Source organism: Streptomyces sp. NPDC096136 (assembly GCF_044763325.1).
GTDB lineage: Bacteria > Actinomycetota > Actinomycetes > Streptomycetales > Streptomycetaceae > Streptomyces.
Genome location: NZ_JBIWFZ010000002.1, coordinates 266,482 through 289,575 on the forward strand (window position 1 = coordinate 266,482; position 23,094 = coordinate 289,575).

General features: G+C 73.8%; 22 protein-coding genes. 10 read left to right on the top strand and 12 right to left on the bottom strand.

What is annotated here, in order from left to right:
- Positions 1-111 precede the first annotated feature (111 nt).
- Positions 112-519, bottom strand: a complete 408-nt coding sequence (locus ACIRBY_RS04280; RefSeq protein ID WP_403895873.1) for a VOC family protein — start codon at positions 517-519, stop codon at positions 112-114.
- Between the two features lie 248 nt (positions 520-767).
- Positions 768-1,706: a helix-turn-helix domain-containing protein gene (locus ACIRBY_RS04285; protein WP_403895876.1), complete on the bottom strand. Its 939-nt coding sequence runs from the start codon at positions 1,704-1,706 to the stop codon at positions 768-770.
- Between the two features lie 224 nt (positions 1,707-1,930).
- On the opposite strand from ACIRBY_RS04285, the gene ACIRBY_RS04290 reads away from it, so the two are divergent.
- Positions 1,931-2,299, top strand: coding sequence for a helix-turn-helix transcriptional regulator (locus ACIRBY_RS04290; RefSeq protein ID WP_403895878.1), 369 nt, complete (start codon positions 1,931-1,933; stop codon positions 2,297-2,299).
- A 64-nt stretch (positions 2,300-2,363) separates the two neighbouring features.
- Positions 2,364-2,795: an STAS domain-containing protein gene (locus tag ACIRBY_RS04295; RefSeq protein WP_403895881.1), complete on the top strand. Its 432-nt coding sequence runs from the start codon at positions 2,364-2,366 to the stop codon at positions 2,793-2,795.
- 18 nt (positions 2,796-2,813) lie between these two features.
- On the opposite strand, the gene ACIRBY_RS04300 is transcribed toward ACIRBY_RS04295, so the two are convergent.
- Entirely contained in the window at positions 2,814-3,800 is a 987-nt protein-coding gene (locus ACIRBY_RS04300) for an L-threonylcarbamoyladenylate synthase (protein WP_403895884.1), read from the bottom strand.
- 236 nt (positions 3,801-4,036) lie between these two features.
- Complete coding sequence (locus ACIRBY_RS04305) at positions 4,037-6,061, bottom strand: putative Ig domain-containing protein (RefSeq protein ID WP_403895887.1); 2,025 nt, start codon at positions 6,059-6,061, stop codon at positions 4,037-4,039.
- A 245-nt stretch (positions 6,062-6,306) separates the two neighbouring features.
- Here ACIRBY_RS04305 and ACIRBY_RS04310 point away from each other — a divergent pair, with 245 nt between their 5' ends.
- Positions 6,307-7,149, top strand: coding sequence for a TrmB family transcriptional regulator (locus tag ACIRBY_RS04310; protein WP_403895890.1), 843 nt, complete (start codon positions 6,307-6,309; stop codon positions 7,147-7,149).
- A gap of 293 nt (positions 7,150-7,442) precedes the next feature.
- Here the strand turns inward: ACIRBY_RS04310 and ACIRBY_RS04315 are convergent, their stop codons facing one another.
- From ACIRBY_RS04315 to ACIRBY_RS04325, 3 genes are all read right to left on the bottom strand, one after another.
- Positions 7,443-7,727, bottom strand: coding sequence for a hypothetical protein (locus ACIRBY_RS04315; RefSeq protein WP_403895893.1), 285 nt, complete (start codon positions 7,725-7,727; stop codon positions 7,443-7,445).
- A 16-nt stretch (positions 7,728-7,743) separates the two neighbouring features.
- Entirely contained in the window at positions 7,744-9,048 is a 1,305-nt protein-coding gene (locus tag ACIRBY_RS04320) for a ferric reductase-like transmembrane domain-containing protein (protein ID WP_403895896.1), read from the bottom strand.
- A gap of 477 nt (positions 9,049-9,525) precedes the next feature.
- Complete coding sequence (locus ACIRBY_RS04325) at positions 9,526-10,077, bottom strand: YceI family protein (RefSeq protein WP_403895899.1); 552 nt, start codon at positions 10,075-10,077, stop codon at positions 9,526-9,528.
- 410 nt (positions 10,078-10,487) lie between these two features.
- On the opposite strand from ACIRBY_RS04325, the gene ACIRBY_RS04330 reads away from it, so the two are divergent.
- Positions 10,488-10,895: a PPOX class F420-dependent oxidoreductase gene (locus tag ACIRBY_RS04330; protein ID WP_403895902.1), complete on the top strand. Its 408-nt coding sequence runs from the start codon at positions 10,488-10,490 to the stop codon at positions 10,893-10,895.
- Between the two features lie 141 nt (positions 10,896-11,036).
- Here the strand turns inward: ACIRBY_RS04330 and cynR are convergent, their stop codons facing one another.
- A complete protein-coding gene (gene cynR, locus ACIRBY_RS04335) occupies positions 11,037-11,945 on the bottom strand; it encodes a transcriptional regulator CynR (protein ID WP_403895904.1) in 909 nt (302 codons plus the stop codon).
- 125 nt (positions 11,946-12,070) lie between these two features.
- On the opposite strand from cynR, the gene ACIRBY_RS04340 reads away from it, so the two are divergent.
- The gene (locus ACIRBY_RS04340; RefSeq protein WP_403895907.1) at positions 12,071-12,658 is read left to right on the top strand and encodes a carbonic anhydrase; all 588 of its coding nucleotides are present in this window, start codon (positions 12,071-12,073) and stop codon (positions 12,656-12,658) included.
- 127 nt (positions 12,659-12,785) lie between these two features.
- Positions 12,786-13,256, top strand: coding sequence for a cyanase (gene cynS, locus ACIRBY_RS04345; protein WP_403895910.1), 471 nt, complete (start codon positions 12,786-12,788; stop codon positions 13,254-13,256).
- A 15-nt stretch (positions 13,257-13,271) separates the two neighbouring features.
- On the opposite strand, the gene ACIRBY_RS04350 is transcribed toward cynS, so the two are convergent.
- Positions 13,272-13,880: a GPP34 family phosphoprotein gene (locus ACIRBY_RS04350; protein ID WP_403895913.1), complete on the bottom strand. Its 609-nt coding sequence runs from the start codon at positions 13,878-13,880 to the stop codon at positions 13,272-13,274.
- A 358-nt stretch (positions 13,881-14,238) separates the two neighbouring features.
- Between ACIRBY_RS04350 and ACIRBY_RS04355 the strand changes: the two genes are divergently transcribed.
- Both ACIRBY_RS04355 and ACIRBY_RS04360 read left to right on the top strand, forming a co-directional pair.
- Complete coding sequence (locus ACIRBY_RS04355; RefSeq protein WP_403895916.1) at positions 14,239-14,979, top strand: class I SAM-dependent methyltransferase; 741 nt, start codon at positions 14,239-14,241, stop codon at positions 14,977-14,979.
- A 159-nt stretch (positions 14,980-15,138) separates the two neighbouring features.
- Complete coding sequence (locus ACIRBY_RS04360) at positions 15,139-18,537, top strand: BTAD domain-containing putative transcriptional regulator (RefSeq protein WP_403895919.1); 3,399 nt, start codon at positions 15,139-15,141, stop codon at positions 18,535-18,537.
- A 20-nt stretch (positions 18,538-18,557) separates the two neighbouring features.
- Here ACIRBY_RS04360 and ACIRBY_RS04365 read toward each other — a convergent pair whose 3' ends face one another.
- From ACIRBY_RS04365 to ACIRBY_RS04375, 3 genes are all read right to left on the bottom strand, one after another.
- Entirely contained in the window at positions 18,558-19,514 is a 957-nt protein-coding gene (locus tag ACIRBY_RS04365; RefSeq protein ID WP_403895922.1) for a TIGR03619 family F420-dependent LLM class oxidoreductase, read from the bottom strand.
- A gap of 85 nt (positions 19,515-19,599) precedes the next feature.
- On the bottom strand, positions 19,600-20,280 hold the full coding sequence (locus ACIRBY_RS04370) for a hemerythrin domain-containing protein (protein WP_403895924.1): 681 nt from the start codon (positions 20,278-20,280) through the stop codon (positions 19,600-19,602).
- Positions 20,281-20,386: 106 nt separating this feature from the next.
- Positions 20,387-21,031 carry a LysE family translocator gene (locus ACIRBY_RS04375; RefSeq protein ID WP_403895927.1) on the bottom strand — a complete coding sequence of 215 codons (645 nt, stop codon included), beginning with the start codon at positions 21,029-21,031 and terminating at the stop codon, positions 20,387-20,389.
- Between the two features lie 190 nt (positions 21,032-21,221).
- On the opposite strand from ACIRBY_RS04375, the gene ACIRBY_RS04380 reads away from it, so the two are divergent.
- Complete coding sequence (locus tag ACIRBY_RS04380) at positions 21,222-22,166, top strand: 5'-nucleotidase (RefSeq protein WP_403895929.1); 945 nt, start codon at positions 21,222-21,224, stop codon at positions 22,164-22,166.
- Between the two features lie 144 nt (positions 22,167-22,310).
- Positions 22,311-23,081, top strand: a complete 771-nt coding sequence (locus tag ACIRBY_RS04385; protein WP_403895932.1) for a hypothetical protein — start codon at positions 22,311-22,313, stop codon at positions 23,079-23,081.
- The last annotated feature ends 13 nt before the right edge of the window (positions 23,082-23,094 follow it).

Consider the following 23,094-nt stretch of genomic DNA (forward strand, 5'->3'; position numbering starts at 1 on the left):
GCCCCTCTGAGCGGTGTGGCGCCACCCGGCACCCGTGGCCGCGCTCCGTTTTCCGTCCCCCCGGAACGGAGCGCGGCCCGCTGCCGTTGCGGCTGGACGGTTCAGGGGGTTTCAGGGGGTGGGTATGCGGCCGGCGGCCAGGACGAAGGCGTGGCCCGCCGGGTCGGCGTACCGGCGCTGCGTGGTCCTGCCGCCGGGCCGGGAGTCGTCCCCCTCCGCCGCCACCGGTCGCGCCCCCAGGGCCACGGCTTCGCGCTCCGCCTCGTCGAGCGCCTCCGGCGTGACCAGGATCCGCAGGTGGGGCTGTTCGGGTCCGTCGGGGACGGGCCAGCCGGGCGGTATGCGGTCGGGGTCCCGGCGGATGCCGAGCACCGTGCCCGAGGGGCCCGCAACGAGGAGGAGGTCGGCGTCGCCCCCGGCCGGCTCGACCCGGGCGCCCAGCAGGGAGCCGTAGAAGCGGGCCAGCTCTTCGGGCTCCGCGCAGTCCAGTACGAGAACGCTTGTCTTGGGTACGGTCATGCACCCCGTGTGCCCTGTGCGGCCGCGCGCACACGCGGCGTCACGCCGGGGTCCGCACCCGCGTGCCCCTTCGGCGGTGTCGTCATGCGCGACGGCGCGCGACAGGGCATCGGGGAACGCCGGAAGGGAATGCCCGAGCAGGGCCGCGAGACACCGGGGAGCCGGCTCCCCGCCGTTCCGCGGTACCGGGTGGGCGAGCCGGCTCCAAGCGGTGCCCGCGACGTATCACCGACGCCGCCGCAGCCCCGTCACCGGCGACCGCGGAGCAGGGCGCCCGGGCTGACGCCGTAGGCGGCGCGGTGTGCCCCGGCGAACCGGCCGCAGTTCCCGAAGCCCCATTTCGCGGCGATCGCGGTGACCGAGGCGGTGGTGGGATCGGCGGTCTTCAGCTCCGCGTGGGCGCGGGCGAGGCGGACCCGTCGGAGGTAGGCGAGGGGCGTGGTCCGGGCGTGCCGGTTGAAGGCGTACTGGACGGCTCGGGGGGTGACGGGGATCGAGGCGGCGATCTCGGCGAGGCCGATGTCGCGGTGGGCGTTGCCCTCGATGAAGTCGATCGCGCGGCGCAGCGTGTCGCTGGTGGCTGCGCGGCCGTCGGTCCGGCTGGGGACGTCTTCGAGGCCCGTGTGGGGGAAGGAGGCCAGGGCGGCCGCGGCCAGGAGACGGACGGCGGTGGCGACGACGAGCGGCTGTTCGGCCGCGGCTGTGGCCATGACGTCGTCGCGGAGGTAGGCGACGGTCCGTGCCAGGAGCCGGTCGCCGTCGGGGCTGTGCGCGCGCTGCCCGGTCAGGCGCACGGGGCCGGGACCGTCGGCCACGCGGGTGAGGACGTCGGGGTCGAACATGGTGATCGTGTAGGAGGCGGACCTCACTTCGCCCGTGTACGGCCGGTCCGGCTGGGAGATGAGGAAGGTCTCTCCGGGGCCGTGGATCTCCTCCCTGCCACCGGTGGTGTCGACGACCGTGCCCTCGTGGATCGTCAGGAGGCAGATCCGCTCCAGGCAGCCGGCGTCGTAGGCCATCGTGTAGTCGAAGGCGAGTTCGTCCAGGACCAGCCCCTCGGCCGCGCGCCGCTCGACCCGCGTTCCGGTCCGCTCGGGGCGGCCTCCGATGCGCATCGGCGTGTAGGCGGAGGAGAGGAACGCCTCCGTCTCGCTCAGGCTGCCACTGGCGAACGACAACCGCTCCACGATCCGACACCCTCCCTCACACGACGCCGGGCGCCGGCCGGGCCCGAGCGGCAGCACCCGCACGACGCTACGCCGCGCGCCCGGCGAACGCGAGCCGTGCGGCTGAGGACCAGCGACCCCGATACGGCCGGCCGGCGCCGGGCGGTGACGGGGGCGGTCCGCCTCCGGAGGATTTCGTTTTCCGGTCTGGCGAAACCGGAACGGCGAATCGCATGATTTCGGACATGGAGTCGGCAGAGCCTCGGACCAGCTGGACGTTCGTCACACAGCACGCCCGGATCCTGGCCATGATCCTCCGCAATCCCGAGGTCCGCCTACGGGACCTCGCCGACAGCTGCCGGCTCACGGAACGGGCGGCCCAGGCCATCGTCGGCGACCTGGAGCACGCCGGATACCTGACCCGGGTCCGCCACGGACGCCGCAACCACTACGAGGTCACACCCGGGACCCTCTTCCGCCACCCGGCCGAGGGCCACCGCGAGATCGGGAACCTCCTGCGCCTGATCGCCCCCGGCCCACCCGACGGGGCGACCGGGGCGACGGGCCCCCCTCCCCCGGACGACGGCCACCGTGAACGCGGCCCGCACGGCTGACCCGCCCACCATCCCTGCCCGGCTTTCTTCCCCATGTCTCGGGGCTGTGAAGGGAGCAAGGCCAATGACCTCCCACCCCGACTGCCCGCCCCCGGCGGCAGCAGACCTCAGCAGCACCCTGCGCTCGTCCGTCGTCAGCGTGACCTTCGAACCCGGTCCACAGCGGGTACTGGCCCATGTGCGCGGCGAAATCGACATGGACGACGTCGACGGCCTGCACACGGACCTCGCCGCGGGTCTGGCCGCCAGCCGCGACGGCCTCGACGTCGACCTGTCCGCCGTCACCTTCTGCGACAGCTCGGGGCTGCACATCCTCCTGGACCTGCACCGGCTGGCTCAGGCAGGCGGGAAGTCCGTCGTACTGACCGCCCTCAGCAACCCCGTCGCCCGCCTGATACGCATGACAGGGGCCGACGACGTCCTCACGGTCCACGGCCGGCCGGCGCCCCGGGCCGCTCGGGCCGACGGCGGCCCTGCGCGGCGCGACCGCGCATGACCGACGGCGGCGGCCGCGTCACGGGGTGGAGCGGGGCCCCGCGGCGCGGCGGAGCCGGTTGGCGATCGCCAGGCCGAGTCCCTGCTGCGGCGGCAGGGAGGCGACGATGAGGTCACAGCCCTGTTGGTCCAGCTCCCGGAGGTACCCGTAGAGCCCGCGTGCGTAGGCGGCCGCGGAGGCGGGGAGGGCGACCACGGCGTGCGCCTTCACCGGAGCACCGGCGAAGGACGGCGGGAGGAAGACGCCCACCCGGTGCCCCCGCTCCTGTGCCTCCTCCGATGCGGCGACGACCTCGTCCGGTTCGACGAGGACGACGCGCGCCCGCGGCGCGTAGTGGGACGGGTGCTGGCCGGGCACCCGGACGCCGCCGGTCGAGGGGACCGCGAGCGGGTGTCCCAGCACGGATTCGAGGTCCTCCCGGGTCACCCCGCCGGGGCGCAGGATCGTCGGGACGTCCGCGGTCGCGTCGACGATGGTGGACTCGACGCCGACCTCGCAGGGGCCGCCGTCCAGTACGAAGTCGACGGCGTCGCCGAGCTCGGCGCGGACGTCGTCCGCGGTGGTGGGGCTGACGGAGCCGAAGCGGTTGGCGGACGGGGCCGTGACGCCGCCGCCGAAGGCGTGGAGCAGTTCGCGTGCGACGGGGTGGTCGGGCACGCGCACGGCGACCGTCTGGAGGCCCCCGGTCGCTTCCAGCGGCACGCGGGGCCCTCGCCGCAGGACGAGCGTGAGGGGTCCCGGCCAGAAGTGCTCGGCCAGCAGGCGGGCTGCCGGGGGCACGTCCTCGACCCAGTCGTCCAGGTGCTCCGCGGCCGCGATGTGGACGATCAGCGGGTGGGAGGGCGGGCGTCCCTTGGCCTGGAAGATGCGCGAGACGGCGACGGGGTCCTCCGCGTTGGCGGCCAGTCCGTAGACCGTCTCGGTCGGGAGGGCCACCAGGCCGCCTGCGCGCAGCACGCCGGCTGCCTTGTCGATGTCAGTGGATGTTGCCGTCACCCTCGCCATCCTAGGGGTGACGGCCGGGGTCCCCCTGTCGGGCGGGCGACCGGGACCGGGCGCGGCATCCGGCGCCCGCCGCCCTCCGCGGCCCGCCGCGGCGGCAGGGGCACAGGTTCGCGGCAGGGGGGGACGGCGCCCCCGGCGTTGACGGAACCGCGCGGCCGGGCCACCGGAACCGCGATCGCGCGCGGAGCGGCGGGCCGCCGCAGGGGTGCGGCGGCCCGCCGCGTGCCGGCGTGGGATCAGCCGGTGGTGAGGGCCGTGTCGTCGATCACGAACGAGGTCTGCAGGCTGGAGTCCTCGGTTCCGGTGAACTTGACCGTGACGGTCCGCCCCGCGAAGGAGGACAGGTCGAAGGTCTTCTGCGCGTAGCCGGAGTTCTTGTCGAGGTTGGAGTAGGCGGCCAGGGTGGTGGAGTCGGCCTGGACTCCGAGCTTGTCGTAGGCGACGCCGGTGGTCGTCTCGGCGGTGTCGATGTGCAGGTAGAAGCTGAGGGTGGCGTGGCAGCCGGCCGGGATCGCCACCGTCTGGGAGAGCGAGTCGGTGTGGGTGGAGCCGTAGCCGTCGAGCCAGGCCTTCCAGGACCCGGCGTGCGCGGCCTCACCCGTGCCGCCGTCGATGACGCCGGCGCTGGCGGTCCAGGGGGCGGTGCCGGATTCGAAGCCCTGGTTGCCGAGGAGCTGCGCCGGGGTGCAGCCGCCGGTGGGCGTGACGGTCCAGGTGAACGAGGCGCTGCCGCTCGCGTTGGTGGTGTCCTTCGCGCTGACCGTCACGTTGTAGGTGCCCGCGGTGGTGGGCGTGCCGCTGATCAGGCCGGTGGAGGCGTTGACGGACAGGCCGGGCGGGAGGCCGGTGGCGCTGTAGGCGAGGGTCTGGCCGCTCGCGGAGTCCGTGGCCTGGATCTGCAGGGTGGCGGCGGTGCCGACGGGGGTGGAGCGGTTGCCGGGGTTGGTCACGGTGACGGTGTTGCCGCCGGTGGTGCCTGCGGTGAAGGCCGCGGTGCCCTGCGGGGTGCCGAGGCCGGTCGGGCCGTCGTACCCGGACTTGGCGGTGCACAGGTAGCCGCCGCCGCAGGAGCCGTTGGCGCCGGAGGTCACGTCGTTGAGCGAGGCGGTGTGGGCGTAGGGGAAGGACGACGGGGTGGAGCCGGCGGCCGGGGTGCCCGCCAGGGCGTACACGGAGGCGATGATGGGCGCCGAGGCGCTGGTGCCGCCGTAGACGTTCCAGCCGCCGGCCTGGTAGCTGTCGTAGACCGCGAGGCCGGTGGCCGGGTCGGCGACGGCGGACACGTCGGCGACGGTGCGCTTGGCGCAGCCGGTGTCGGTCTGCCAGGAGGGCTTGGTGGTGTAGGCCGAGCAGCCGGAGCCGGCGCCGTTGCCGCCGGACGCGGTGCCCCAGACGCTCTCGGACCAGCCGCGGGACGTGCCGCCCGCTCGGCTGAGGGAGGTGCCGCCGACGGCGGTGACGTACTGGGAGGCGGCCGGGTACTCGACGCCGTAGCCGCTGTCGCCGGAGCTGACGGTGATGGCCACCCCGGGGTGGTTGAAGTAGGAGGCGTCGGAGGCGGGGTCGGTGGAGTCCTCGCCGCCGCCGTAGCTGTTGGAGACGTACTTGGCGCCCATGGTGACGGCACGGTTCACGGCGGCGCCCAGGTCTTCCATGGACGGCTGGGCCGCTTCGACGAGGAGGATGTGGCACTGCGGGCAGACGGCGCTGACCATGTCCACGTCGAGGGAGATCTCGCCGGCCCAGCCGGAGTCGGCGGTCGGATAGCTCGTGCCGCCGTTCTGGTCGACCTTGCGGAAGCAGCCGTTGGCCGTGGTGCAGGCCGGCAGGCCGTACTGCGAGCGGTAGGCGGCCAGGTCGGACTCGGCGTTCGGGTCGTCGTAGGCGTCGATGACGGCGACCGTGGCGCCGGCTCCTGCGGCGGCCGGCAGGGCGTACGCGCTCTGCAGGTCGGCGGGCCCGTAGCCGGAGGGGACCAGGCCCGGCGCGAGGCTCGCGTGCCGCGGGACGTCGGTGCGGGCGAGGGCGTGGCAGGCCATGAAGTCGGGCTTGGCCGGCTCGGAGCACAGCCGTCTGGTCTGCACGGATGCCGCAGCGGTGCCCGCGGCGGCCGAGGGGCCGGCCGCGGCGGCGGACGGGGAGGCGAAAGCGAGCATGCCTGCGGAGACCAGGGCTGCCGCCGAGAGTAAGGCGGTCGCGCCGCGGCGGCCGAGCCGTGCGGCGCGCTGGGACAGGGCGTTGCGCAAGGAACTGCCCTCCATGGGGGGTTGGGTGCCGCGTCGCCGGGATTCCAGGCATGGCAGGTCCATGACATTTGAACCTCATGGGTGCCGTCCCGGAAAGGCGACGCGGGGGTGCGCTGGTGCGAGTACGGCGGTGCGCGTGCTGTCACCACGTGCAGTGGTGGCCAACGCCGAAGGTATGGAGATTCCGGCCAAGGGGACACCCGGCCAAGGGCAAAGGGTTGGCTCTGGTTCGGTGTTGGCCGCCTATACCGTGTCTTTCCATGGAGTTGGACGACGGCGCGGTCAACGATCTGGTATCCCTGGGGCTTTCCCGTTACGAGGCGCTGGTCTACCTCGCGCTCGTCCGGCGGGAGTCCTACACCGCCGCCGAGGCGGCGCGGGCCGCGCAGGTACCCCGCCAGCGCGTCTACGACGTACTCGACGCCCTCGTGCGGCGGCAGCTCGCCGTACCGCGTCCGGGCCGGGTCACCGCCTTCTCGGCCGTGGCCCCCGAGCTGGCACTGGCCCGGCTGATGGCCCGTCAGCGGCAGTCCCTGGAACGCCTGGACCAGGTGTCGGTGGCGCTCACCCGGGCCCTGTCGCCGGTCTGGAACGACGGCCGGACGCACACCGACCCGCTCGACTACATCGAGGTGCTCCGTGACCCGCGGGCCATCGCCGCACGGTTCGCGAGCATCCAGGAACAGGCCGCGCGGGAGCTCCTCAGCCTCTGCAAACCCCCCTTCGTCGCTCCCCCGGCCAACACCGAGGGCATCGAGGCGGTCCGCCGGCTGCGCGGGGCCGGGGGAACCGCGCGCGCCGTCTACACCCACGACGCGCTCGCGGACGGCGAGGTCCTGGAGAACGTACGGCGGTTCGCCGCGGCGGGCGAGGAGTCCCGCTTCGCCCCCGCGCTCCCGATCAAACTCGTCGTCGCCGACGCCTCGCTGGTGCTGTGCGACATGCCCGACCCGGTGGCCGAGACCCGCACCACCACCGCCCTCTTCATCGAGCACCCCGCACTGGCGGCCTGCCTGCGGACGGCCTTCCTGGCCATCTGGGAGCGGGCCGAGGACATGCCGGGCACCCGGCCGAGCACTTCCTCCCCCTCGTCGACGCCCTGAAGGGGCGGAAGCTGACCGAGGAGGAGATCGAGGGGCTGAGCGACGACCAGTGCCGGGCGGCCGCGACCGTCATGGGGGTCGCCAACGCCGAACGGGTCCGCGAGCCGGGAGCGTCCTCGTCGGACGAGAGCACGGACCGTCAGCGGAAGCAACCGGCGGCGGCGAGACCTGGACCGGCCGGTACCTGATATGCCGTGCCGCGGTTCGGCGCCGTCCTCACCGGCGGCCAGTACGACGGGTTCGGCGCGCGGGGCATGCAGTACCTGCCGGGGTACCGGCTCGGGCCGGGGCGGTCAGCGGGCGGACGGGGCGTGCGGGCGTCCGCCCGGGGCCGGTGCGGCCGGCTCGACCGTCAGCGTGATGCCCGTCGCGGCCAGCACGCTGACCAGGGCGAGGCCGACGGCGAGCCGGCCCGAGCGCGAGGGCCTGCGGTGCCGGGCGTCCGTCCGGCGGCCCTTCGGGGGCGCCCCGGCGGGCGGGGTGGCGGCGCGCTCGGGGACGGGTTCGCGAGGGGTGGGGTACGGGCCGGCCGGCCGGCCCGGCCACGGTCCCACCGGATGGTGCGTCGGCTGGTTCATCGCAGGCTCAGGGTCCTCAGTAGGTGAAGCACTCGGAATGGATCCGCCCGGAGGGGACGCCCGCCCGGATCAGCGCCGCGGTCGTGGCATCGGCCATTGCGGGCGGCCCGCAGAGATAGACGTCGTGGTCGGACAGGTCGGGGACGAGCGAGCGCAGCGCCTGCGGTGCGAGCGGGTCGTAGGCGTCGTCGGAGCGTCCCACCAGGTAGTGCAGGGCGGCCCGGCGCTCGGCCGCGATGGCTTCCAGCTCGTCCCGCAGGACCAGCTGGCCGGCGTCGCCCGCCCGGTAGAGCAGCGTGAGGTCGCCGGGGCCGGCCGGCAGCGCCTCGAACAGCGCGCGCATGGGCGTGATCCCGATGCCCCCGGCGATCAGCAGCACCTTCGGGCGGGTGCGCCGCCGCCGGGTGAGCGCGCCGAACGGTCCGGTCGCCAGCACCCGGGTGCCGGGGCGCAGCCTCCGGACTCGCCGGGAATGCGCTCCGAGCGCCTTCACGGTGATGCGGAGGCGGTCGTCGCGGGCGGGCGCGGAGAGCGAGAACGGCAGGGCGGTGTGCCACAGGCCGCGCCGCATGAAGCGCCAGCGGAAGAACTGGCCCGGCTCGGCCCGGAGCTCGCGGAGCCGACCGCCCTGGATGGTCACGGAGACCACGTCGGGGCCCTCGCGCTCGACGGTGGCGACGCGCAGCCCGTGCCGCAGCGCCTGGCGGACCGGCACGAACCCCCGGTACCAGACGAGCAGGACGCCGACGACGGTGTGCAGCAGGGCCCAGAACCAGGTGGTGAGGGACGTGACGGCGACATCGGGGCCGGCGAGCTGGTGGACGAAGCCGAGGGCGGCGGCGACATAGGTGAGCAGATGGATGCCGCGCCAGGCCTCGTGCGGGATCCGGCGGCGTACGGCCCTGGCGGAGACCAGGCCCACGCAGGCCAGCAGCGCGGCTCCGGCGTAGGCGGCGGCCACGGCCGGGTACCGGAGGAGGTCCCCGTTGGCGGTGAGCAGGTCGGTCCCGCTGCGCAGGGCGTACACGAGGAGGGCGAGGAGCCCGTGGGCTCCGCAGAGGAGCAGCACCCACCGGCCGCCGAAGGCGTGCCAGCGGGCCAGGCGGTCGGCGCCGATGCCGTGCTCGACCGCGGGGACGCGCGCCATCAGGAAGAGCATGACCAGGATGCCGTAGCCGGCGAGGAGGCCCGCGAGGTGCGCGCCCGCCCCGATGAGGTCGTCGGGGCGGGCGGACGGCTGCAGCCGGGCGGCCCACGACAGGACGACGAGGGCCGCTCCGGCGGCCAGACCGGCGCGCAGCCGCTGGGGCGCGGTCTTCATCGGCGCACGTCCCTTCCACTGTGTGATCGGCATGATTCCCCGCCCGGCCGCGGAGCGGTGCCCGGATGACCGAGGGAGGCAATAGCAGTGGCAACTATGTGCAAATTCGCTCGCGCCGGGCAATGACGATCTATGGGGAATGACTTCTGTCACGCACAGGAATTTGGGCTGAATGTCCAGTTATAGGGAATTGCGACACGCTCGGGCGATCCCACCCGCTCGCAGTCCTCGCGTATTCGAATGCGCATTCATGCAGGACAGGCGTACAGGAACCGACCGCCTACCACGCCCGGAGGCCGGCTTGGCGAACTCTTTACGCTTCTGCCGCCCGCCCCTCCCGGGGGCGGCCAAGACGCATATGTCCCCAGACAAGGACAAATCGTCGAACGGGCCTCGTTCGGGGCCCTGGCCTTCGGCCCGTGGCGGCGCGGGCCCGACGTCGAGGACCGCGCCGCGTGATCGTTTCCGGGGGTGCGGCTAGCCCTGCTTGATCGCGGAGATGTCGAACTCCAGGACGATCTTGTCGCCGACCAGGACGCCGCCGCCTTCCAGGGCCGCGTTCCAGGTGATGCCGAAGTCCTTGCGGGAGACGGTCACCGAGCCTTCGAGGCCGACGCGCAGGTTGCCGTAGGGGTCGACGGCGTTGCCGGTGTACTCGAAGTCGATGGTGACCGGCTTGGTGGTGTCCTTGATGGTGAGGTCGCCGGTGACCCGGTAGTCGGTGTCGGACTTCGCCTCGATCTTGCTGGTGCGGAAGGTGATGTCGGGGAAGTTGGGGGCGTCGAGGAAGTCGTTGGTGCGCAGGTGCTGGTCGCGCTGTTCCACACCGGTGTCGATGCTCTCGGTCCGGATGACCACCTGGGCGGAGGACTTGGCCGGGTCGGCGCCGTCCAGGTGGGCGGTGCCCTCGAACCGGTGGAAGGCACCGCGGACCTTGGTCACCATGGCGTGGCGGGCGACGAACCCGATCCGGGTGTGGGCGGGGTCGATCACGTAGTCGCCGGTGAGCTCGACGAGGGAGACGGTCAAGGTTCCTCCGTAGGACCGGGATACCGGCAGAGGCCTGCCGGGATCGTTCCCGGATCACGCTAGAGAACGGGTGGTCCCCGGCCCCGCCGAACGCGCGCGGGCGCCGTGGATTGCACCCTGACCGGTGACCCCGGACCGCCGCCCTGCCGCCTCCCCGCCGCCCCCTCGCCGCCGTCGGGCCGAGCCGCGGCCCACGGCCGGCGTCGGACCGATCGGGTGAACCGGCCCCTGGCCTTCGACCGGTCGCCGGGGGTCCCCGTCCGGCCGCCCCCAGCGGAATCCGGCGCCTCGGGCCCCCTCCTGGCGGATGGCGGGCGGCGGTTCGCGGCTTGCCTGGAGTCCGGCGGTCTTCGCAAGCTGTTCTCGTCGCCCACCCCGAGGGCGGCGCCCTCCCAGGAAAGGAACCGACCGTGACGGCTGCGCTCTCCGAGGACCTGAAGAAGATCGTGGACGACACCCCGGTCTTCGCCTCCGTCGCCACGATCCAGCCCGACGGCAGCCCTCAGGTGTCCGTCACCTGGCTCGCCCGCGACGGCGACGACCTGCTCGTCTCCACCACCGTCGGACGCCGCAAGGAGAAGAACCTGCGCCGCGACCCGCGCGTGACCGTGCTGATCAACCCGCACAACGCCCCGTACACCTACGCCGAGATCCGCGGCACGGCGGAGCTCTCGACCGAGGGCGGACAGGAGCTGATCGACGAGCTCTCCCGCAAGTACACCGGCAAGGACTACGCCGACTTCAACCCCGCGTCCGGCGACGACAACACGCGCGTGGTCGTCCGCATCACCCCGCGCAAGGTCGTCGGCTCCCTCTGAGGTCCGCCACCCCGGTCCTGGCCCACCGTGTCCGCGCGCGACCGTCTGACGACGCGGGCCGGACGGTCTGCGGCGCGGTGTGGTGGTCGCGCCCCCGCCGCGCCCCCCACCCACCGTGCCCGTCGCCGCGCCGGTCCCGCGCTACGGGGCGGACGTGAGGCCGTGGGTGCGGGCGTGGTCGCGGGCGATCCCGGTGAAGGCGCGGGCGGCCGCGCTGCGGTAGGCGCCCTCGCGGTGCAGGAGGACGACGGTGCGGGTCGGGAGGGGAGGGTCGAGGGGGACGGGGGTGAGGTGGGGGTGGCCGTCGGCGATGGCCTGGGGCAGGACGGTGGCCAGGCCGGTGCGGCGGACGATCTCGGTGAGGGCCTGGATGGAGTTGGCCTCGACCGTGATGCGTGGCTGGGCCCCGTGCCGGGCGAAGTAGGCCTCGATGTGGCTGCGGGTGGCGAAACCGCCGGTGAACAGGGCGAGTTGCTCGTCCTTGAGGGCGTGGACCGGCAGGGGCGTGGGCATCGTCCGCGCGCGCGGGGTGGCGGTGACGAGGGTGAGGGTCTCGGTGAACAGCCCGGTGGCGCTGATGCCGGGCAGGTGGGGGCCGGCGAAGGCGATGCCGAGGTCGAGTTCGTCGGCGAGCAGGGCGGCTTCGATGCGGTCCTGGGTCATCTCCGTCAGGGTGAGGCCGACGCCGGGATGCCGGGCGTGGAGCTCGGCGGCGAGCGGGCCGACCAGGTAGGCCGTGAAGGTCGGGGTGACGCCCAGGCGCAGGTGCCCCCGGGAGAGGTCCTGGAGGTCGTGGACGGCCCGTTCGGCGGCGGCCAGGTCGCGCAGCGCGCGGCGGGCGTGGTCGGCGTAGACGGCTCCCGCATCGGTGAGCCGCACGGTGCGACCGGTGCGGTCCAGTAGCTGCACGTCCAGGGCCCGCTCCAGCTGCTTGACCTGCTGGGAGAGCGTGGGCTGCGAGACGTGCAGGTCCTCGGCGGCGCGGGTGAAGCTGCCGTGTTCGGCCACGGCGAGGAGATAGCGCAGGTGACGCAGTTCGAGAGCGGCCATGACCACGACTATAGATGCGAGCTATGAGTTCCAGGCATATTGACTCTTGGACACTATAGATGCAGGTCATGCATGGTGGATTTCAGCGGCCCGCAGGGGCCGACCACCACTCGGAGGGAGTGACCGTGCAGAACCTGGCCCACGGCGTCGCCCGTTTCCAGCGGGACGTCTTCCCGGCCAAGGCGGAGCTCTTCGCACACCTTGCCGCGCATCACACACCGCGCACCCTGTTCATCGGCTGCTCCGACGCCCGTGTCGTGCCGGAGCTGATCACCGGCTCCGAGCCGGGTGACCTGTTCGTCATCCGCACCGCCGGCAACCTGGCGCCCGCCCACGGCCCCGCGGCCGACGGGGTGGCGGCGAGCGTCGAGTACGCCGTCGCCTCCCTGGGCGTGGAGGAGATCGTGGTCTGCGGCCACTCCGGGTGCGGTGCGATGACCGCCCTCGCCGAGGGCCACGACCTGAGCGGGGCCCCGGCGGTCGCCGCTTGGCTGCGGCACGCGCGACCCTCCCGGTCCCGCACCACCGCCGCCGGTGACGTTCCCGCCCTGGTCCGGCAGAACGTGCTCGACCAACTGGCGAACCTGGCCACCCACCCCTCGGTCGCCCGCGCCCTGGCGCAGGGGGAGCTCTCCCTGCACGGGTGGGTCTACGACATCCCCACCGGCCGCGTGGAGGACCTGACCGCCCCCGGCCGCACGCTCGTCGCCTGATCCTCCCGGCTCCGCCGTCCCGCCCCCGGCGGGCCGCCGGGAACTCCGGTGCCGCCCCGCCCCCATCCGTTCCGCTCCACCCCGCCGCCGCTCGTGGGGTGGCTCATGAGAAAAGGACGTATTGATCATGCTGCACGCCCAGTTCGACCCGACCGCCCGTGAGGCCCTCGCGGCCACCGCCGTGGAGGCCAAGACCCGTAGGAACCTCTCCTGGCAGCAGATCGCCGACGCCTCCGGGCTGTCGGTGGCCTTCACCACCGCCGCCGTCCTCGGACAGCACCCGCTGCCGGAGGGGGCCGCCAAGGCCGTGACCGAGCTGCTGGGCCTGGACGGGGACGCGGCGCTGCTGCTCCAGACCGTCCCGGTCCGCGGTTCGATGCCGAACCGCATCCCGACCGATCCGACGATGTACCGGTTCTACGAGATGCTCCAGGTCTACGGGACGACCCTCAAGGCCCTGGTCCACGAGCAGTTCGGCGACGGCATCATCTCCGCGATCAACTTCAGGCTCGACGTGAAGAAGGTCGCCGACCCCGAGGGCGGCGAGCGTGCCGTCATCACCCTGGACGGCAAGTACCTTCCCACCAAGCCGTTCTGACCGCTCGGGAAAGGGTCAGGCGCGCCAGACGTTGGCGAAGGCCGCCTTCTCGATGGACCGCCTCTGGCGCACGGCCTCCAGCTCCATCACCGCGTCGTGGACGACGGCCAGGACGGTGGTGACCGCTTCGTCCCCGGGGGCGGCCTCGGCGTCGGTTCCGGGCTGGGGGTCGTCGAGGCCCACGGCCGTGGCGAGGACGGCGAGCACGGGTTCGTGGCGTGCGCGCCGGTCGAGGGCGCGCCGGCGGTCGGGGGTGTCGGCCGGTTCCACGTGGTCGGCCCCGACCGGCGAGCGGCCGCCGCGCGTGCGGACGAGCTGCCCGTCCTCCTCCAGGGAGGTGAGGTAGGTGGTGGCGAGGTCCCGGCCCCGCCGCCACAGCCAGTCCTCGACCCGCTCGTAGGGCGTGGTCCGGGTGAGGGCCGACTCGGCCTCGGCCAGGAGCGGGTCGGTGGGAGTCGCCGTCCCGCCCGGCACGATGCGGTCGCCGTCCAGGGTGACGGTCCCCGCCCCGATCAGATCGATCAGCTCCGCTCCCGCGAGGGCGAGCGAGAGATCGCCCTGCCCCACGGGCCGCTCCGCCTTCGGGTCGGTCGCGATGACGAACAGGTCCTTCGCGGTACTCATGTACGGCTCCCCTCGCAGACACCGACGATGGTAGGCACAACCGACCGTCCGGAGCGAGCACCACCATCCCGGCGGCATCCGCGTCGCCGCGGCGGGCGGGCCGGGCGGGGCGCGGCGCCGGCCGACGCCGCGCCGGAGCCGAGCACCATCGACACGACCCGTGCGACGACCGGGGCGAGAGGGCGCCCCCACGACCTGAGGGCGCGCCATGCGGCGGTTGGATTCATCTCGCCGAAACCTGCGGGAGGTTCGTAGTTTCCGCCAGTTCGAAGTCATGTGGGCGACACACGAGACTCTCCATCGAGGGCCGCGGCTCGTCCTGAGAGCCGACGCCACAAATCGAGGGGGAACCACCACGATGAGTGGTCAGTTGTACGACGGCATCGGTGAGGCTTTCGAAGGCTTCAAGACCCTGCCCGTCATTCGCTACGCCGAGGTACCGAGCTTCCTCGCCCTGGTGGGCGACGTCACCGGGAAGTCCGTACTCGACATCGCCTGCGGTACCGGCTTCTACAGCCGTGAGCTCAAGCGCCGGGGCGCGTCACGCGTGTTCGGCTTCGACATCTCCGGCGCCATGGTCGACACGGCCGACGCCCTCGAGCGGGCCGAGCCGCTGGGCGTCGCGTACGAGGTCGCCGACACGGCCACCCTGCGCGCGTTCGACGAGCCGTTCGACGTCGCCATCGCCGTGCAGGCGTTCAACTACGCGAACGATGTCGCCGAGATCGAGCGGATGATGCGCAACATCCGGCGCAGCCTCGTCGACGGCGGCTCGTTCTTCCTGTTCGTCCAGAACCCGGACTTCGACTTCGACGGCCCGTCGCTCGCGAAGTACGGGTTCCTGTGCGAGTCCACCGGCAAGGACGACGAGATCGGCGCGGGCATCCGGCTCACCGCCCTCCTCGACCCACCGGTCTCGTTCGAGGCCACCGTGCCGTCCGAGGAGACCTACGAGCAGACGCTCACGGCGGCCGGCTTCACCGGCATCGAGTGGGTCCCGCTGCACGTCTCGGAGGCCGGAGTCGCGCAGTTCGGAAAGGAATTCTGGGCGGACCACGACGCGAACCCGCCGCTCACCATGATCCGCTGCACCGCCTGACCGCTCGCCCCGGGGAGTACGAGGTCCCCGGGGCGAGCGGAGGGGCAACGCGGCTTCGTCCGGGGGGCGACAGCACACCGGTCGCCCCCTGGATCGCCCGACGGGCCCATGGGTGCACGGTCCCCGGACCCGATCGGGGCCGCCTACCATGTACCCGTCATGATCACTTTGAAGGTGCTCGGCCCGTTCCGGGTCGAACGCGACGGCCGCACGGTCGATACGGGTGGCCGGCTCCCCCGCATGGTCCTGGCCCAACTCCTGCTCGCCCGCGGGTCGGTCGTGCCCACGGAGCTGATCGTCGAGCGACTGTGGCCGGCCCGCGTCCCCTCCAGCGCCCAGACCTCGCTGCACGCCTACATCGCGCGGCTGCGGCGCGCCCTCGAACCGGACCGCGCGCCGCGAACGCCCGCGCGGCTCCTGGTCAGCGCGCCCTACGGCTACGCCCTGGCCGTGGAACCCGACGCGGTCGACGCCTGGGTGTTCGAGGACCGCGTGGCGGCCTGCTCGGTACCGGAACTGCCCGCCCGTGCGGCCGCCGAGGAGCTCGCCGGGGTCCTCGCCACCTGGGGCGGTCAGCCGTACGCGGAGTTCTCGGACGAGCCGTGGACCGCCGGCGAGCGCACCCGGCTGGAGGAGGTCCGCCGCACCGCCCGCGAGCGGCTCGCCGCGGCCCGGCTGGGCTGCGGGCAGGCCGCCCGGGCCCTCGACGAGGCGGGCGCGCTGACCCACGAGCAGCCCCTGCACGAGGAGGGCTGGCGGCTGCTGGCCCTCGCGCTGTGGGCCCGCGACCGCCAGGGCGACGCCCTGGCCTCGCTGCGGGAGGCCCGGAACGTCCTGGGCGAGGAGCTCGGCGTCGAACCCGGTCCCGCCCTGCTGGAACTGGAACAGGCCCTGCTCCACCAGCGCCTGGACGTACTCCGCCGGGCGACCGGAACGCCCGCGCCGGTCGTGGTGGCGCCCGCCGCGCCCGGCGTACGGCCCGAGGAGCAGGCGGTACGGGCCCGTGCCGACGGGGCTCCCGGGACGCCGACGGTCCTCGCCGCCGGCCGGCTCCTGGGCCGCGACGGGGAGCTGGCCGCGCTGGCCGGCGCCGCGGACCGGGCACGGGGAGGCCGCGCCCAGGTGGTCCTCGTCTCCGGTGAGCCCGGCATCGGCAAGTCGAGCCTCCTGGAAGCCGTCGTACACCAACTGCCCGAGCAGGGATGGCTGGTGGGTTCCGGCCACTGCCCGGAGACCGACGGCGCCCCGCCCGGCCGGGCCTGGTTCGACATGCTGCCGGGCCTGGCGCAGGACGCCCCGCCGGGCCCGTACGCCGACGAGCTCACCCCGCTCCTGGCACCGGGGACGGCGGGCGCCTCCGGTCAGCCCGACGGCAGCCCGGCCGGGCGGTTCCGCCTGCACCGGGCGCTGCTCGGCTGGCTCCGGGAGGCGGCGCTGCGGCGACCGCTGGCCGTCGTACTGGACGACCTGCACCGCGGCGATCAGGAGAGCGTCGAGCTGTTCCTGCTCTGCGCCGAGCGGCTGCGCGACGTACCGCTGCTCCTGGTGGGCTCGTACCGCACCGGTGAGGGCGATCTCACCGGTGCGCTGGCACGGCTGGCCGCCTGCTCGCCCGTACGGCTGGCGCTCGGCGGGCTGTCATCGGCGCAGGCCGAGGAGCTGCTGCGGCGCGGGGCGGCCGGTATGAGCGATCACGCGGCGGCGGCCCTGGCGGAGCGTGCCGGCGGCAACCCCTTCCACTTGCGGGAGAGTTCGCTCCTGCTGGCCGGCGAGGGAGAGGAGCAGGCACTCGCCCGCGTCCCGCAGGGGGTGCAGGAGGTGCTGCGGCGGCGGCTGGCGCTGCTCGCGCCGACCGTCACGGCCGGGCTGCGGCTGGCGGCCGTCGCCGGACGCGAGTCCCCCGTGGCCCTCCTCCTCCACGCCGCGGACAGCGGCGGCGAGCAGCTCCTCGACGCCCTGGACGCGGGCGTCACCGCCGGGCTGCTCACCGAACCCCGTCCGGGCACGGTACGTTTCACCCACGCCCTCGTACGGGACGCCCTGGAGGGTGACCTCACGCGCCTGCGGCTGGCCCGGATGCACTCCCGTCTGGGCAGGGCGCTGATCGCCCTCGGCTCGGACGACGTCGCCGCCACCGCCCACCACCTCCTGCGGGCGGCCGCCGTGGTGAGCGCCGACGCGGGTCCGGCGGTCCGTCACGCCCGCCTGGCCTGCGAGCAGGCGGTGCGGCGCTACGCCCCGCAGAATGCCGAGGCCCTGCTGGACGCGGCCCTCGCCCTGCTCGGCGACCATCCCGCCGCCTTCGCCGATCAGGACGCCGCCCTGCTGCGGGTGATGCTGCTGGGGCAGCTGGTGGACTGCCGGATCCGGATGGGGGCCGTGGTGCCGGCGCGCGAGGCACAGGAGCGGGCCGTAAGGATGGCCCGTTCGGAGGGTCGGCCCGATCTGCTGACCGCCGCGTACACCACCTGGACGGAGCCGACGCCCTGGCGCGTGCGCCCGTACGCGGCGTCGGACCCGCAGGCCGTCGCGGAGCTCGGGGAACTGCTGGCGGACCCGGGGCTGTCCGACGACCGGCGGTGCCTGCTCCTCGACCAGCTGGCCGACGCCCTCGACGACACCGATCCCCGCGCCGCGGCCGCGGCCCGGCAGGCCGTGGACCTCGCCCGCACCCTCGGGGAGCCCCGGCTGCGGGGCCTGACCCTCACCTCGCTGCTGCGCAAGGTCGACGTCGAACTCGACCCCGCCGCCTACCTGGAGCTGCACCGTGAACTCGCCGAGGTGGCCGAGGCCCAGGACAGCCCCGAGTACTCCTGGATGAGCGCCTACATCGCCGCCCGGATCGCCGCCGCCCGCAACGACCCGGCGGAGATGGAGCGCTGCCTCGTCGCCGCGGACCGGATCGCCCGTACGTACGAGCTGCAGGGCGCGTTCGCGGTGGGCAGGCTGCGCCACCCCATGGTGGCCATGGCGCGGGGGCGCTTCGAGGAGGCGGAGCAGGCCCTGGGGGCCGCGGTGGACGAGCTGCGGGCCCGCGGTGCGGTGGACCTCAGCGGTCTGGCCGCCCTGGGCGTCGGGTGCATGCGGCTGCAACAGGGCCGGCTGGCCGAGATGCTGCCCGTACTGCTCGCGGTGTGGGAGCGCTACGGGCCGCACAACGAGTCCCTCACCGCGCTCGCGCTGCTGGCCGCCGGCCGTCCCGAAGAGGCCCGGGAGGTCTTCGGGCAGCGCGTGCCGCTGCGGCGCGACTTCGCCTACCCCATCCTGTCCGGGCTGCGCGGGACCGCCGCCGTCGCCTTCGGCGACCGGGAGGCGGCCGAGGAGGTGTACGAGGACCTGCTGCCGCTGGAGGGGCTGGCGGGCGGCGCGAGCAGCCTCAGCCTCGTCTTCCGGCCGGTCGCCCAGACCCTGGGCGACCTGGCCCGGTTCCTGGACCGCCCCGAACGGGCCCGGCACCACTACCGCGAGGCCGCCCGGGTGGCGGCCGCGTGGGACTCCCCCCTGTGGAGGGAGGCCGCCCGGACCGGGCTCGCCTCCCTCTCACCCGGGCCCGCGTAGGGCGCCGCGGCCGTGACCCCTCACACGGCTCGCTCCGTGCAGACCAGCCGGTCCCGCTCGTCCCACGACTCGGCCAGTTCGGCCATGAACTCCGCCGCGCGGTCGAGGTACTCCTGCGGCGAGTCCGTCGTCAGCTGGAGGTCCACGAGCACCTCGTCGGTCTCGGCCGAGCACATCAGCCTGAGGTGGTCGCAGAGCTGGCGGACGGTCCCGCGGTGGTGGGTCTCCGCCGGGTCGGCGGGTGCCGCGGTGATCTCGGGGTTCACGCGGAAGACGCGGCGCAGGGCCGCCGCGTCCCGCCCGGCCCTCTCGGCGGCCTCGACGGCGACCGCCCACAGGCCCTGGAGGTAGGGCAGCGGCATCGACGCCGCGAGCCAGCCCTCGGCGCGCCGGCCGACCCGCTCCAGGGCGTACGGGGTGAAGCCGCCCAGCAGGACCGGCGGCCTCGGGGTCTGCACGGGCTTGGGCAGGACCGTCGACTCGGGGATCGTCCACAGGGGGCCTGTGTGGACGACCCGTTCGGAGCGCCATACGGCGTCGAGGACGTCGAGGGTCTCCTCCAGCCGCGCGCCGCGGCCCTGCCACGGCACGCCGGCGGCCGTGTACTCCTCGCGCATCCAGCCGAGCCCGATGCCCACGTCGAGGCGGCCGTGGCTGATCAGGTCGAGGGTGGTCAGCGCCCGGGCGAGGACGAGGGGCGGCTGCCAGAGCGCGTTGAGGGTGCTGCTGCCGAGGCGGACCCGTTCGGTGGCCGTGGCCGCCAGGCCCAGGGCGAGCAGCGGGTCGAGGTGGGTGGCGTAGCGGACGGGCATCTCCTTCCCGCCGGGATATCCCTCGGCGGGGGTGAGGGGTGCCAGGAGCCGGTCGGCCACCCAGAGGCTGTGGCAGCCCAGGGCTTCGAGCGCGGTGCACAGGGCGGCGGTGCGGTCGGGGTCGGCGAAGGGGCCGAACTGGGGGACGGAGAATCCGATGCGCATCGGTGCGGGTTCCTCTATCGGTACGGGACGGGTGCGGGGGCGGGCCGGATCAACCGGCGCGCGGGGAGGGGGCGGGGCGTCAGGCTCAGGCGCGTCGGCCGCCGCGGACCCGGTCGGTCTCCCGGCGGTACTGCCGCTGTCCGAGCAGCCGCCACAGCACCCGGGCCGGCAGGGGCAGCCGGGCCATGAACTCCTGGCGCTCCTGGGGCGAGCTGTCCTCCAGGATGGCGCCCAGGGCGATCATCAGGCGGTTCTTCGGCGTCTCGGCCAGCCCCCGCTCCCCCACCGCCTGCCACTGCCCCTCGTTCACGTGGAGCGCGACCAGCGGCATGACCTGCCGCTCCTCCTCGTCGAGGTGGGCGCACAGCTGCCGGTGGTGGCGGCGCAGCGCCTCGGCGAGCTCGTCGCGGTCGGCGGGCAGGGCCTGGTCCTGCCACCGGTCCATCAGGCCCCGGACCTCGGTGATCCCCTCGTCGAGCTCGCGGTGCTGCGCCTCCATCGCCAGGACCTGCTCGGCGTCGAGGTCCAGGTGGGGCAGGAGGACCGGCCAGAGCATCTCGTCCTCACCGGTGTGGTGGGCGTGCAGGCCGACGGCGTACTGCCGCCAGTGCTCGGCGAGGACGCGGGCGCGGGCGGTGTCCGCGGGGCGTACGTCCTGGACCAGCTCGGCCAGCAGGCGCGATTCGCGGCGGAACACCTGGTGGATCATCGCCATCTCGCGGGTGTAGGGGTGGACGGTGGACTCGGATGTGTGGTTCGACGTCATGGAACCCACTGTCCGGACCGTGGTTGCACCCCGCTTGCAGCCGACTTGCCCTGGTCGAGGACGCGTTGCCACGCGGACCGGGCCGGAGGGCGGGTGGGAGGCGGACTCAGGCAGAGACCGGCGTACGGGACAGGGCGGTGCGCAGCGCGTAGACGCCGAGCGCGCCGCCCGCGGCGAACCGCTGGGCGGTCATCACCCGGGGCCGGGCGGCCAGGAACCCCGACACCCGTGCCGCACCGAGCATGATCAGTGCGTTCACGGAGATTCCCACGACGATCTGCACCCCACCGAGCTGCAGCAGCTGCGCCCCGGCCGACCCCGCCTGCGGATCCAGGAACTGGGGCAGGAGAGCGGCGTACATGAGAGCGATCTTGGGGTTGAGCAGGTTGGTCAGGAGCCCCGTCGTGAACAGGCGGGCATCGGAGACGGGCGGCAGGTCCCGGGCCGGATCGAAGGGTGAGCGGCCGCCGGGCTTGAGCATGCCCCAGGCCAGGTGGGCCAGGTAGGCGGCTCCGGCGAGCTTGACCACCGTGAACGCCAGCGGCACGGCCGCGAACAGCGCGGACAGTCCGGCGGCCGCGGCCAGCAGGTAGCACACGAACCCCACGGCGGTCCCGCTCAGGCTGACCAGGCCCGCCCTGCGGCCCTGGGTCATCGCGCGGGAGGCGAGGTGGATCATGTTCGGTCCCGGGGTCAGGGCCATGCCCAGTTCGACCAGGGCCACTCCGCCCGCTGCGGCCAGACTGATCACTCTCGGCTCCCGGTGGTTCGCCCGGTATCCGGTACCCGGCGTCCACGGGACATGCGTTGATGACGGCGCCGCAGTGCCCGCGGAGCCCGTCTCAGGATACGGCCACGAGGCAGGATGGGCACATGTTTTCGACATATGCGGCGGGGTGATAACCATTCCCCGTGAAGCATGCGTGCCAGGAAGGGGCGTCATGAGATACGACCTGTCCGACCGCCTGGTGGTGGGGATCGCTTCCAGCGCCCTGTTCGACCTCACCGAGGGTGACGCCGTGTTCCGGGAGGAGGGGGAGGACGCCTACCGGGTGCATCAACAGGCCCATCTGGACGACGTCCTGGCCAAGGGCGTGGCCTTCCCCTTCGTCCGGCGCCTCCTGTCGTTGAACGATCTCGCGGCTCCGTCCGATCCCCTGGTCGAAGTCATCATCCTGTCCCGCAACGACCCGGACACCGGCATGCGCGTCATGCGTTCGATCGAAGCGCACGGCCTGCCCATCAGCCGGGCGGTCTTCCGGCAGGGCCGTCCGTCGTACCGGTTCATGCCGGCACTGAACATGTCGCTCTTCCTGTCGGCCAACGAGGCCGATGTCCGCGAGGCCGTGGCGCAGGGGCTGCCGGCGGGGCACGTGCTCGACACCGCACGCGTCGACGACGAGGCCGACCCCGAACTGCGCATCGCCTTCGACTTCGACGGAGTGCTGGCGGGAGACTCCGCCGAGCGCGTCTTCCAGAGCTCCGGCCTGGAGGAGTTCCGCGCGCACGAGGTGCGCAACGCGGCCACTCCCCACGACCCGGGCCCGCTGGGCGAGTTCCTCGCGGGCATCAACCGCATCCAGCGCCACGAGGAGGAGCAGCGGCGCAAGGATCCCGCCTATCGGCCGCGCCTGCGCGTGTCCCTGGTCACCGCTCGCGACGCCCCCGCGCACGAGCGTGCCGTGCGGAGCCTCGGGCAGTGGGGGCTGCGGGTCAACGACGCCTTCTTCCTCGGCGGCGTCGACAAGGCCGCCGTGATGAGCGCCCTGGACCCGCACATCTTCTTCGACGACCAGGTCTCGCACCTGAACGGCACCGCGCCGGCGACGCCCAGCGTCCACATCCCCTTCGGGGTCGTCAATACGCCTCCCGCGGGGCCCTCGTAGGCGTGCCCGCCCCGCGTTCCCTCTGCCCTGCGCCACACCGGTCGGAGCGGCCGACACCGCGCGCCACAGGACGAGTCGAGAACCCGTCGGGAACCGCGCACCCCCCTGCGCGGCCCGGAGGGCCGGTGCGAGGATGAACTCGCCATGACACCAGGCCACTGTTTACGAGCCGTACGGGCTGCGATGTTCGCAGCCGTCTGCGTGCTGCTCGCGGCCGTCGGCCACGTGCTCATGTCCGGCACGGACGTGCCCTGGTGGGCCGTGTCCGCAGCGTTCGCCGGCACGGCGGCCGCGGCCTGGTGCCTCGCGCGCCGTGAACGCGGTCCGCTCACCGTGATCGGGGCGACGGTCGCCGTCCAGGCCGTGCTCCACTCGGGCTTCTCCCTGGCCCAGTCGGTCCTGCACCCGCCACTGCCGTCCGGCACGCCGTTCGCCCGCCGATGGGCCGCGTACCTGATGTGCGCGGACGCCGCGGGGGCGGCGCCGTCCGCCCCGGACGTCGCCGCGCACGCCCCGCACGGCATGAGCGATATGCCCGGCATGACTGGGATGCATGACATGCCGGTCATGCCGGGCATGGTCGATGCCGCGTCCGCTGCCGCCGGCACCCCCGTGCCCCCTGGCGGCCACGACATGGCCGGCATGTCGCCGACGGGGATGCTCGCGGCCCACTTGCTGGCCGCGCTGCTGTGCGGCCTGTGGCTGGCCCACGGCGAGCGGGGCGCCTTCCGCCTCCTGCGCGCCGTCGCGGGCCGGCTCTGGACGCCGCTGCGGCTCCTCCTCGCCCTCGCCCCCGTTCCCGCCGCGCCGCGCATCCGCGTGCGCCGGGTACGGCGCGACCGCGCGCTCCCGCAGCTGTTCCTCGTCCACGCCATCACCTCACGGGGTCCGCCGACGGGAACCGCTGTCCTGTGACAGCCGGCTCCCC